Genomic DNA, 11,449 nt, shown 5'->3' on the forward strand with positions numbered 1-11,449 from the left:
CAGGACGTGTCGATGCACGACAGCGGCGCCTACACCGGTGAGATCTCGGCCGGCATGCTGGCCAAGCTCGGCTGCAGCTACGTCGTGGTCGGTCACTCGGAGCGGCGCGAGTACCACGCCGAGACCGACGAGGTCGTCAACGCCAAGGCGCACAAGGCGCTCGCCGCCGCGATGACGCCGATCGTCTGCGTGGGGGAGGGCCTCGACGTCCGTCAGGCCGGCGAGCAGGTGCCCTACACGCTGGCGCAGGTGGAGGGGTCCCTGGCCGGGTTCAGCGCCGAGCAGGTCGGTGGCCTCGTGGTGGCCTACGAGCCGGTCTGGGCGATCGGCACCGGCGAGGTGGCCACGCCCGAGGACGCCCAGGAGGTCTGCGGTGCGATCAGGGCCCGGATCCGTGAGCTGCACGGTGACGCTGCGGCAGACGCCGTACGCATCCTGTACGGCGGCTCGGTCAAGGCCGCGAACGTCGGCGGGATCATGGCCAAGGACGACGTCGACGGCTGCCTGGTCGGCGGAGCGAGCCTCCAGGTCGACGAGTTCGGCGGTATCTGCCGTTTCTATGACATGCCTGTCCTGTGACCGGACCCGAGTGACGTAGGCTCTACGACCGTGACTCTCCTCCTCACCATCGTGCTCCTGATCTCCAGCTGTCTGATGATCCTGCTGGTCCTGCTCCACAAGGGCCGGGGCGGCGGCATGTCCGACATGTTCGGTGGCGGCGTGTCCAGCTCCTTGGGCGGCTCGTCGGTCGCCGAGCGGAACCTCGACCGGCTGACTGTCGGCATCGGCGGCATCTGGTTCGCCTGTGTCATCGCTCTCGGCCTCGTGCTCGCTTACCAGAACTGAGAAGGGACTCCTGACGTGGCTGGTGGTGGAGGAAGCGCAATTCGCGGTAGCCGTGTCGGTGCTGGCCCGATGGGCGAGGCCGAGCGGGGTGAGGCCGCTCCGCGTCAGGCGGTGACGTACTTCTGTTCGCACGCGCACAGCTCGGTGGTCACGTTCTCCGTCGAGGCGAACGTCCCGGACTCGTGGGACTGCCCCAAGTGCGGACTGCCCGCTGGTCGCGACTCGGACAACGCGCCGCCGGCGACCAAGATCGAGCCGTACAAGACCCACCTGGCCTACGTGAAGGAGCGGCGCTCCGACAAGGAGGCCCAGGACATCCTGAACGAGGCGCTCCAGCTGCTCCGCTCGCGCCGCAAGTCCGGCGACATCATCTTCTGACGCTGACCTGCCACTTGTGGTTGCTCCACAGCCGCTGACCTGCCACTTCGGGTTGCCTGTGGATGAGTCACGCAGTCATCCCGCGTCCTCGGCAGGCTGCCGGGCATGGATCGCCCACCCCGGCCCGCACGCACACTCCTCACCAGTGACGGCCTACTCCCGCTCGACGCCCCGTTCACCCTGAACGACGCCCAAGCACTCGGCGTCTCACGGCAACAGTTGCGCAGCCTCCTCGCGGCTCACTCCGTCCGGCGCGTGGTCCGGGGCGTCTATGCCGCGGCTCAGGCACCGGACGACGTGTTCTTCCGTGCCGCAGCCCTCGCACGTGTCCTTCCTGCCGATGCCGTGGCCACGGATCGCACGGCGGCCTGGCTGCACGGCGTCGACCTGCTCCCACGGAGCTCGCGAGAGACGACTCCACCCCTCCAGGTCTTTCGACCGCCCGGGCGCCGCGCCCGTCGTACCGGTGTGGCCAGCGGGGAACGCGCTCTCCTGCCACGCGACGTCGTCCGGGTCGGGACGGTTCGAGCCACGTCGCCGGTGCGTACCGCGCTCGACCTGAGTCGGTTGGTGTGGCGCTTCGACGCGCTCGCTGCGCTGGACCAGTTCGTCCGCTCCGGCGTACGCATCGAGGAGCTGCTCACGGAGCTGGACCGGTTCCGCGGCTACCGAGGTGTCGTCCAGGCGCGTGCCCTGGTGCCGCTGGCAGACGGCCGAGCCGAGTCGGTGGCCGAGTCGGTCCTGCGGCTGCACTGGTACGACGCCGGGCTGCCGCCGCCTGAGCCTCAGTCCTGGGTGCAGGACGAGCGCGGGATCGAGCGCTACCGGCTGGATCTGGCGCTGCCCGACGTACGTTTCGCGGCCGAGTACGACGGTGCGGAGTTCCACTCCTCGACCGAGCAGCGTGAGCACGATCTCCACCGGCGTCGATGGCTCGACGAACACGCGGGTTGGACGGTCGAGGTCTTCGTGAACGACGACCTCTTCCGGCCCTTCTCGGACCCGGCGCCACGCCTGAGGGACGGTCTGCGACGAGCGCGCGCTCGTCTGGGACACGCACCATGGACACCCTGAGGCCAACCACAACTGGCAGGTCAGCGGCCTGAGGCCAACCAGAACTGGCAGGTCAGAGCAGGGCCGCGGCCGCCCGGTCGAGGAACCAGACGGTCTCCTCGCCCTCCACCCCCACGGCGGGGATCTCGTCGACGGTCGCCGCCTCGGCCCCACCGGCCAGGGCCCGCTCCACGGCCTCGGCCTTGGCTTCTCCGCTGACCAGGAACCACACCGACCGCGCAGCCCGCAGGGTCGGCAGCGTCATGCTGACGCGGGCGGCCGGTGGCTTGGGGGAGTTGGGCACCGCGACCGCGGCCCGGTCGTCGACCGCGAGGGCCGGATGCCCGGGGAAGAGAGAGGCGACGTGGCCGTCGGGCCCCATCCCCAGCATCACCACGTCGAACGGTCGCCCGCCCCGGGAGGACAGTGCCTCCTCGTACGACGCCACCGCCTCACCCAGGTCCTCGACGTCGGCCGTCGACGGGATCTCGTGGACCCGCTCGGGGTCGACATCCACCGCGTCGAGGAACGCACGGCGCGCCTGCAGGGCGTTGCGTTCGTGGTCCTCGGGCCCGACGAAGCGTTCATCACCCCACCACAGGTCGACCCGCGTCCAGTCCACCTCGTCGGCATCGGCGCGACCGGCGATCTCGCGATGCACGGCGTCCGCGATGGTCCCGCCGGTCAGTACGACGGCCGGTACCTCACCGCGCGACTGCACGTCGCGCAGGCGCTCGATCAGCTCCCCGGCGACCACGGACGCCAGCGCCTGCGGGTCGGGATGCACCTCGACCAGCGGGCTGCTCACGAGGCGGCCTGCATCGCGGCCAGCCGCTTGGTGGTGGCGGCGTACACCTCGTCCTCGTCGAGCCGACGCAGCTCCTCGCCGAGGAGGGCGGACAGCCCCCGCCGGGTCAGCGCGATCGGCCGGTCCGGTTGTCCGGGCGAGGAGAGCGTGGCGAGCTTGCCGTCCGGGCGCGAGATGCAGATGGGCCCGGCGGCGGTCTCGAGGCTGACCTCCGTGATGCCCGGACCGGCGGCGACCTCGCGCGCCACGTCGATCTTCAGCCGGTCGGTGAGCCAGGCGGCGAGCAGATCCGCGCTCGGGCTGACCTTCTCGGAGGTCACCGACGCCCCGGTGACCTTCACCGGGTGCTGGTCCAGCGCTGCGGCGAGCAGGGCTCGCCACGGCGTGATCCGGGTCCAGGCCAGGTCCGTGTTCCCCGGGGCGTACGTCGCGCACTGTCGCTGGATGGCCTTGGTCCGGGCCGTGGTCGCCGCGGCTGCGTCGGTGATCCGCCGCTGCGCCAGGGCCCCGAGCGGGTCGGCGGCGGGGTCCAGTGGCGGGTCGGCCGGCCACCAGATGGCCACGGGGGAGTCCGGGAGGAGCAGGGGCAGGACCACCGAGTCGGCATGCTTGACCACCTCGCCCTTGAGGCGGATCAGGGCCGTCTCGCCGGTCCACCCGGAGCCGATGCCGACCTGGGCGTTGACCACGCCGTGTCCGCGGCCGTCGCCGAGGATCACCCCGAGCACCCGGGCCGGGTGCTCGTGCGAGGCGAGCCGGGCCGCGGTCATCGCCTCGTCGGCCTCGTCCTCGTCAACCACGATGATCAAGGTCATCACCATGCCCATCGCCGGCGACCCGGCCTTGGTCCGCGCCTTGACGAACTGCGCGGCGATCTCGGAGGAGTTGGTGTCGATGAGCTCGATCATGGGCGTCTCCAGGCTCGGCCGTCACGGGCCAGCATCGCGTCGGCGGACTCGGGGCCCCAGGTGCCCGAGGCGTAGGGGTCTGGCCCGCCCTTGCGCTTCTCGTCCTGCCGGGCCCAGTGCTCGAGGATCGGGTCGAGGATCTTCCAGGAGAGCTCGACCTCCTCGTGCCGCGGGAAGAGCGGCGGGTCGCCCAGCAGGACGTCGAGGATGAGGCGCTCGTACGCCTCGGGGCTCGCCTCGGTGAACGACCCCCCGTAGGCGAAGTCCATGTTCACGTCGCGGATCTCCATCGCCGTCCCGGGGACCTTGGACCCGAACCGGATCGTCATCCCCTCGTCGGGCTGGACCCGGATCACCAGGGCGTTGTGGGTCAGCTCCTCGGTCGAGGACGCCATGAAGGGCAGGTGCGGCGCCCGCTTGAAAACCACGGCCACCTCGGTCACCCGCCGGCCGAGTCGCTTGCCGGTCCGCAGGTAGAACGGCACCCCGGCCCAGCGCCGGCTGTCCACGTGCAGCGTGACGGCGGCGTACGTCTCGGTGGTCGAGTGCGGGTCGATGCCTTCCTCCTCGAGGAAGCCGGCCACCTTCTCCCCGCCGGCCCAGCCGGCGGCGTACTGCCCGCGCGCGGTGGTCAGGTCGAGCCGGTTGGGCAGCGTGACGCTCTGCAGCACCTTCTGCTTCTCCAGCCGGAGGCTGGCCGGGTCGAACGACGTCGGCTCCTCCATCGCGACGAGCGCCATCAGCTGCAGCAGATGGTTCTGGATGACGTCGCGGGCAGCGCCGATGCCGTCGTAGTAGCCGGCTCGGCCACCGATGCCCATGTCCTCGGCCATGGTGATCTGGACGTGGTCAACGTAGTGGGAGTTCCACAGCGGCTCGAACATCGTGTTCGCGAACCGCATCGCGAGGATGTTCTGCACCGTCTCCTTGCCCAGGTAGTGGTCGATCCGGAAGATCGACCCCGACGGGAAGACATCGGCCAGTACGGCGTTGAGCTCGCGCGCGGACTCCAGGTCGTGACCGAACGGCTTCTCCACGACCACCCGGCGCCAGGACTCCTCGTCGGGCTCGGCGAGCCCGTGCTCCTTCAACTGGCCGACGACCGTGCCGAACAGCCCGGGCGGGATCGCCAGGTAGAACGCCTGGTTCCCGGCGGTGCCGCGCACCTCGTCGAGCTCCTCGATGGTGCGCCGGAGCTTGCGGAAGGCCTCGTCGTCGTCGAACTCGCCGGAGACGAACCGGAAGCCCTCGGCCAACTGGCCCCAGACCTCCTCGCGGAACTCCGTGCGGGCGTGCTCCTTGACGGAGTCGTGGACGATCTGCGCGAAGTCCTGGTCGGCCCAGTCCCGGCGCGCGAAGCCGACCAGGCTGAAGCCGGGCGGCAACAACCCACGGTTCGCCAGGTCGTAGATCGCCGGCATCACCTTCTTGCGCGACAGGTCACCGGTCACCCCGAAGAGGACCAGGCCGCACGGGCCGGCGATCCGGGGGAGTCGCCGGTCCCGCGGGTCGCGCAGCGGGTTGTGGTGGGTCACGCGAACGCCTGCCTGATCGAGGCCAGGTCGGCGGGGCCGTTGACGTGCAGGCGCAGTACGGGCCGTCCGTGGTCGGCTAGCACCGCGGCGTCGCCGACGGCCTGGGCGGTCAGGAACTCGTGGAACGTGAACGGACGGTCGGGTACGGCGAGGTCGGCCACCGGCTGGGTCGTCACCTGCAGGAAGACCCCGGTCGCCGGCCCGCCCTTGTGGTACTGCCCGGTGGAGTGCAGGAAGCGGGGGCCCCAACCGAAAGTGACGGGTCGGCGGATCCGCCAGGCGAGGTCCTCGCGCACCTCGGCGAACTCCGCGTCCCGGTCCCGGTCGAGGTAGGCCTGCACCGCGAGGTACCCCTGGCGGTCGTCGAGCTGCTCCAGGAGCACCTCGACGGCCTCGGGCACGCTGCTGGTTCCCTCCGGCAGCCAGTCGCCGGAGGCGTAGACCGTCACCGGACCGTCGACGAAGACCGGCGTGGGGCTGGCTGCTCCACCCTCGAGCATCTCCCGGGCGGCAGCCTTGGCGCTCTCCACGTCGGGCTGGTCGAAGGGGTTGATCCCGATCATCCGGCCGGCGATCGCGGTGGCGTACTCCCACAGCAGCATCTGGGCCCCGAGCGGGGCGTCGACGTGGACGCCGAACCCGGACTTCGAGGTGACACCCTCGAGCACGAACTCGCTCCCCACGGACGCGAGCAGGGCGTCGCGGGTGGTGCGCTTGAAGTTGGTGGCTCCGGTGGACTCGACGACGACGGGCAGGATCCCCTTGCCCTCCTTGCCGGTCGACTCCGCGACGAGCTGCTCGACCCAGTCGCCGAAGCCCGGGTACGCCGACGCGGCGTCCGCGATCACGAGCTTGTCGACGTCGGCGGCGTTCGCGACGCCCAGCAGTGCCCCGAGCTGCAGCCCCGGGTTGTCGGCGTCGTCGGACTCGAGTGCCGGGCGCAGCGCCTCGGCAGCGTCCAGCAGCCCAGCGATGTCCGCGCCCGCCAGGCCGCTCGGCACCAGGCCGAACGCGGTGAGTGCGCTGTAGCGACCGCCGACCGCGGGATCGGCCAGGAAGACCCGGTAGCCCGCTGCCCGCGCCTGCTCCTCGAGCGGGGAGCCGGGATCGGTGACCACGATGATCCGCTCGGCGGGGTCGATGCCGGCGTCGGTGAAGGCCTTCTCGAACGCGCGACGCTGGCTGTCGGTCTCCACGGTCCCGCCGGACTTGCTGGAGACCACGACGACCGTCTCGGCGAGGTGCTTCTCCACCGCCCGCCGGACGTAGTCGGGGTCGGTGGAGTCCACGACGTCCAGCTCCACCCCCGCGGAGGAGCAGATCACCTCGGGCGCCAGCGAGGAGCCGCCCATCCCGCACAGGGCGACCCGGGAGAGCCCGCGTTCGCGGTGCTCCACCTGGAGCAGGGCGATCTCGTCGACGAGCGACCGTGACCGCTCGGGCAGGTCGACCCAGGCGAGGCGCTTGCCGGCCTCCTCCTCGGCTGCCGGCCCCCACAGGGTGGGGTCCTGCGACGCGATCCGGCTGGCGACCCGGTCGGCGACCAGCGTGTCGACCGCCGCAGCGAGGTCGCTCTGCTCGGGACAGCCCAGGAACAGCTTGAACGCCGCTCCGGTGGTGGTCCCGCTGACGGTGTTCCAAGCTGTGTCGGTCATCCCTGGTCCTGCCCCGCCTTGTCCATCTGGCCCGAGACGGTCTCGACCAGTTCGGTCCAGGACTTCTTGAACTTGTCCACGCCCTCCTGCTCGAGCACGAGCAGGACGTCGGCGAAGTCGACCCCGACGTCGGCGAGCCGGTCGAAGACCTCACGGGCCTCGTCCACCCGGCCGCTGACGCGGTCGCCGTGGACCTCGCCGTGGTCGGCGAACGCCTCCATGGTCTTCTCGGGCATCGTGTTCACGGTGTCGGCGACCACGAGCTCGCTCACGTACAGCGTGTCCGGGTACGCCGGGTCCTTCACGCCGGTGGAGGCCCACAGCGGACGCTGGGCGTTCGCGCCGGCCTCGGCGAGCACCTGCCAGCGCTTCGAGTCGTGCACCTCCTGGAAGGCGCCGTAGGCGAGCCGGGCGTTGGCGATCGCTGCCCTGCCCTTGAGGGCGGCGGCGTCGTCGGTGCCGATCGCGTCGAGCCGCTTGTCGACCTCCGAGTCCACCCGGGAGACGAAGAACGAGGCCACCGAGTGGATCCGGGCCAGGTCCAGGCCTGCGTCGCGGGCCTGCTCGAGACCACTGAGGTAGGCGTCCATCACCGCGCGGTAGCGATCGGTGGAGAAGATCAGCGTCACGTTCACGCTGATGCCCTGCGCGATCGCGGCGGTGATGGCCGGCAGTCCCTCCTGGGTGGCGGGGATCTTGATCAGCGCGTTCGGACGGTCGACCGCGGCCCAGAGGGCCTGCGCCGAGGCGATGGTTGCCTCGGTGTCGTTGGCGAGGTCCGGCTCGACCTCGATGGAGACACGTCCGTCGGACGGGCTGCCGTCGTACACGGGAGCGAGGATGTCGCAGGCCTCGCGGACGTCCTGGGTGGTCAGTTCGAAGATCACCCGGTCGACCGACTCGCCCTGCTCGACGAGCTTGCGGACCTGGTCGTCGTAGCGGGCGCCGTCGGCGATCGCCCCGGCGAAGATCGTCGGGTTGGTGGTCACCCCGACCACGGACCTCTCCTTGACGAGCTGGGCGAGGTTGCCGGCCTCGATCCGCTCCCGGGACAGGTCGTCGAGCCAGATCGACACCCCGGCCTCGGCCAGGGTCTTCAGACGGTCACTCATTGGTTCCTCCCGTTGCTGCGGTTGCTGGTCGGAGATGTACCCGCGAGGCCGACGACTAGTCGCCCGAGACCCGGAGGCTGTCCCGGGCGGCGTTGACGACCGCCTCGGTGGTGATGCCGTACTCCTCGAAGAGGCGCTCGAAGTTCGCGGAGCCGCCGTAGTGCTCGATCGAGACCATCCGGCCGTGGTCGCCGACGATCTCGCGCCAGCCCTGGGCGATGCCCGCCTCGACGGAGACCCGCGCCTTGACGGTGGGCGGGATGACGCTCTCGCGGTACGCCGTGTCCTGCTCGTCGAACCACTCGCGGCACGGCATGGAGACGACGCGGGCGCGCACTCCCTCCTCGGCCAGGACCGCGCGTGCCTCGACGGCGAGCTGGACCTCGGAGCCGGTGGCGACCAGGACGACGTCCGGGAGACCACCGTCGACGTCGAGCAGCACGTAGCCGCCGCGCCGGACCCCGGAGGTGTCGGCGAAGCCGTCCTCCCCACGCGGGAAGACCGGCACGTTCTGACGGGTCAGGATCAGCCCGGAAGGCCGGTCGGTGCGCTCGAGCACGGCCTGCCAGGCGGCCGACACCTCGTTGGCGTCGGCCGGGCGGACGATGTCGAGGCCGGGGATGGCCCGCAGGGCGGCGAGGTGCTCGATCGGCTGGTGGGTGGGCCCGTCCTCGCCGAGCCCGATCGAGTCGTGGGTCCACACGTAGGTCACCGGCAGCTGCATGAGGGCAGCCAGACGGACGGCGCCGCGCATGTAGTCGGAGAACGTCAGGAACGTGCCGCCGAAGACACGGGTGCCACCGTGCAGGGCGATGCCGTTCATGATCGCGCCCATGGCGTGCTCGCGGATGCCGAAGTGCAGGACGCGACCGGCGTACGGGTCGCCCTTCCACTCGCTGGTGCTGCGGGCGGCGGGAACGAACGACGGAGCCGACTTGATCGTGGTGTTGTTCGACCCGGCGAGGTCGGAGGAGCCGCCCCACAGCTCGGGCAGGGCGTCGGCGATCGCGTTGATGACCGCGCCGGAGGCGCTGCGGGTGGCGACGCCCTTCTCGCTGGCCTCGAAGGTGGGCAGGTCGGCGTCCCAGCCCTGCGGCAGGGCGCGGGTCTGCAGGCGCTCGTAGAGCGCGACGTCCGCCGACGGCTTGGTGGTCCAGTGCTGGAAGGCCTTGTCCCACTCGGCCTGGGCCTGCTGGCCACGCTCGACGGCGAGACGGGTGTGGGAGATCACCTCGTCGGAGACCTCGAAGGTCTTCTCCGGGTCGAAGCCGAGGATCTTCTTGGTGGCCGCAACCTCCTCGGCGCCGAGCGCCGAGCCGTGCGAGGCGCCGGTGCCCTGGGCGTTCGGGGCGGGCCAGGCGATGATCGTGCGCAGCACGATGAAGCTGGGACGGTCGGTGACGGCCTCGGCGCGCTTGATCGCGTCGTACAGGGCGGGGACGTCCTCGGCGTACGTGGAGCCGTTCTGGGTCCAGTCGACGGTCTGCACGTGCCAGCCGTAGGACTCGTAGCGAGCGGCGACGTCCTCGGTGAAGGCGATGTCGGTGTCGCCCTCGATCGAGATCTGGTTGGCGTCGTAGATGACGGTCAGGTTGCCCAGCGCCTGGGTGCCGGCGATCGAGGAGGCCTCGGCGCTGACGCCCTCCTGCAGGTCACCGTCGCTGCAGATCGCGTAGACGTGGTGGTCGAAGGGGGACTGGCCCTCTTCGGCGTTCGGGTCGAGCATGCCGCGCTCGCGACGGGCGGCCATCGCCATGCCCACGGCGTTCGCGACGCCCTGGCCGAGCGGGCCGGTCGTGGTCTCGACGCCGGCGGTGTGGCCGAACTCGGGGTGCCCGGGGGTCTTGCTGCCCCAGGTGCGCAGGGCCTGCAGGTCCTCCAGCTCGAGGCCCCAGCCGCCGAGGTAGAGCTGCGTGTAGAGCGTGATGGAGCTGTGCCCGCAGGAGAGCACGAAGCGGTCCCGGCCAGGCCACTGCGGGTCGGCGGGGTTGTGGCGCATCACCTTCTGGAAGAGCAGGTACGCGGCGGGGGCGAGGCTCATGGCGGTGCCGGGGTGGCCGTTGCCGACCTTCTGCACGGCATCCATCGCCAGCACGCGCGCGGTGTCGACGGCCTTCTGGTCGACCTCGGTCCACTCAAGTCCAGCGGCGTTGCTCACAGGTTTCCTCTCCAGTCGGTGCGCCTGGGAGTCGGGGGCCCCGGCCGGTCGGACGGGGACTTCTCAGGCACCGCCGAGCCTACTCACCCGAGGCGATAGACTGGAAACCAGCAACCCGCCCTTCGGGACCCCACCCTTCGCAAGGATCCTCCGTGACCCATGTCGGCCAGTCGGCCCCTGCCTCCGCCTCGACGGAGCAGGCCCCGGCGACCGTACGAGACGTCGTGGCGGCGTACGTCGGGCTGACCAAGCCGCGCGTGATCGAACTGCTGCTGCTGACGACCGTCCCGGTGATGTTCTTCGCAGCCCGCGGTATCCCGCCGCTGGGCCTGGTGGCGGCGACCGTGGTCGGCGGCACGCTCTCCGCGGGCTCGGCCTCGGTGCTGAACTGCGTCTACGACCGGGACATCGACGAGCAGATGCGCCGTACCCGGCGTCGGGCGCTGCCGCGGCACATCGTGACCGCCCGGGCCGCGCTGGTCTTCGGGCTGGTCCTGGGGGTGCTCTCCCTGGTGGTGCTGGTCGTCTGGGTGAACCTGCTGTCCGCCGGGCTGGCCCTGCTGGCCGAGGCCTTCTACGTGCTGATCTACACGATGGTGCTGAAGCGGCGGACCACCCAGAACATCGTCTGGGGCGGTCTCGCCGGCTGCTTCCCCGCCCTGATCGGCTGGACGGCCGTCACGAACTCGTTGTCCTGGGTGCCCGTGATCCTGTTCGCGGTGGTCTTCTTCTGGACGCCGCCGCACACCTGGGCCCTGGCGCTGCGCTACCGCGAGGACTACGCCAACGTCGACGTGCCGATGCTGCCGGTGGTGGCGCCGGCCCACGAGGTCGGCCGGCAGATCGTGATCTACAGCTACGTGATGGTGGCCACCTCGCTGCTGCTGTGGCCGGTGGCCGGCACCGGGATCTTCTACCCGATCGTGGCCGGGGTCTTGGGCGTGATCTTCCTGGTCGAGGCACACCGGATGTGGGGCCGCACCAAGACCTCCGACG

11 protein-coding genes are annotated in these 11,449 nt (G+C 70.8%); 5 read left to right on the top strand and 6 right to left on the bottom strand.

Going from position 1 to position 11,449, the window contains the following annotated elements:
* The 4 genes from tpiA to ABZE72_RS12650 form a co-directional block, all read left to right on the top strand.
* A partial coding sequence (tpiA, locus tag ABZE72_RS12635) for a triose-phosphate isomerase (protein ID WP_372729390.1) occupies window positions 1-579 on the top strand: 579 nt, incomplete at its 5' end.
* A gap of 30 nt (window positions 580-609) precedes the next feature.
* A complete protein-coding gene (secG, locus tag ABZE72_RS12640; RefSeq protein WP_372729391.1) occupies window positions 610-846 on the top strand; it encodes a preprotein translocase subunit SecG in 237 nt (78 codons plus the stop codon).
* A gap of 15 nt (window positions 847-861) precedes the next feature.
* Window positions 862-1,224, top strand: a complete 363-nt coding sequence (locus ABZE72_RS12645) for an RNA polymerase-binding protein RbpA (protein ID WP_372729392.1) — start codon at window positions 862-864, stop codon at window positions 1,222-1,224.
* 105 nt (window positions 1,225-1,329) lie between these two features.
* Entirely contained in the window at window positions 1,330-2,298 is a 969-nt protein-coding gene (locus ABZE72_RS12650; RefSeq protein WP_372729393.1) for a type IV toxin-antitoxin system AbiEi family antitoxin, read from the top strand.
* Window positions 2,299-2,350: 52 nt separating this feature from the next.
* On the opposite strand, the gene pgl is transcribed toward ABZE72_RS12650, so the two are convergent.
* Genes pgl through tkt form a run of 6 tightly spaced genes read right to left on the bottom strand, consistent with a single transcriptional unit; the run spans window position 2,351 to window position 10,381 of the window.
* On the bottom strand, window positions 2,351-3,085 hold the full coding sequence (gene pgl / locus ABZE72_RS12655; RefSeq protein ID WP_372729394.1) for a 6-phosphogluconolactonase: 735 nt from the start codon (window positions 3,083-3,085) through the stop codon (window positions 2,351-2,353).
* Window positions 3,082-3,993 carry a glucose-6-phosphate dehydrogenase assembly protein OpcA gene (locus ABZE72_RS12660; RefSeq protein WP_372729395.1) on the bottom strand — a complete coding sequence of 304 codons (912 nt, stop codon included), beginning with the start codon at window positions 3,991-3,993 and terminating at the stop codon, window positions 3,082-3,084. The genes pgl and ABZE72_RS12660 overlap by 4 nt, the downstream gene beginning before the upstream one ends.
* Window positions 3,990-5,528 carry a glucose-6-phosphate dehydrogenase gene (gene zwf, locus ABZE72_RS12665; protein ID WP_372729396.1) on the bottom strand — a complete coding sequence of 513 codons (1,539 nt, stop codon included), beginning with the start codon at window positions 5,526-5,528 and terminating at the stop codon, window positions 3,990-3,992. The genes ABZE72_RS12660 and zwf overlap by 4 nt, the downstream gene beginning before the upstream one ends.
* Entirely contained in the window at window positions 5,525-7,183 is a 1,659-nt protein-coding gene (locus ABZE72_RS12670; RefSeq protein WP_372729397.1) for a glucose-6-phosphate isomerase, read from the bottom strand. Before ABZE72_RS12670 ends, zwf begins: the two co-directional genes overlap by 4 nt.
* Window positions 7,180-8,295, bottom strand: coding sequence for a transaldolase (gene tal, locus ABZE72_RS12675; protein WP_372729398.1), 1,116 nt, complete (start codon window positions 8,293-8,295; stop codon window positions 7,180-7,182). The genes ABZE72_RS12670 and tal overlap by 4 nt, the downstream gene beginning before the upstream one ends.
* Window positions 8,296-8,350: 55 nt before the next feature.
* Entirely contained in the window at window positions 8,351-10,381 is a 2,031-nt protein-coding gene (gene tkt, locus ABZE72_RS12680) for a transketolase (protein WP_372729400.1), read from the bottom strand.
* Between the two features lie 224 nt (window positions 10,382-10,605).
* Here tkt and ABZE72_RS12685 point away from each other — a divergent pair.
* On the top strand, window positions 10,606-11,449 hold an 844-nt coding region (locus tag ABZE72_RS12685), incomplete at its 3' end, for a heme o synthase (RefSeq protein ID WP_372729399.1).

The organism is Nocardioides sp., from assembly GCF_041600255.1.
In the GTDB taxonomy this organism is placed as follows: Bacteria; Actinomycetota; Actinomycetes; order Propionibacteriales; family Nocardioidaceae; genus Nocardioides.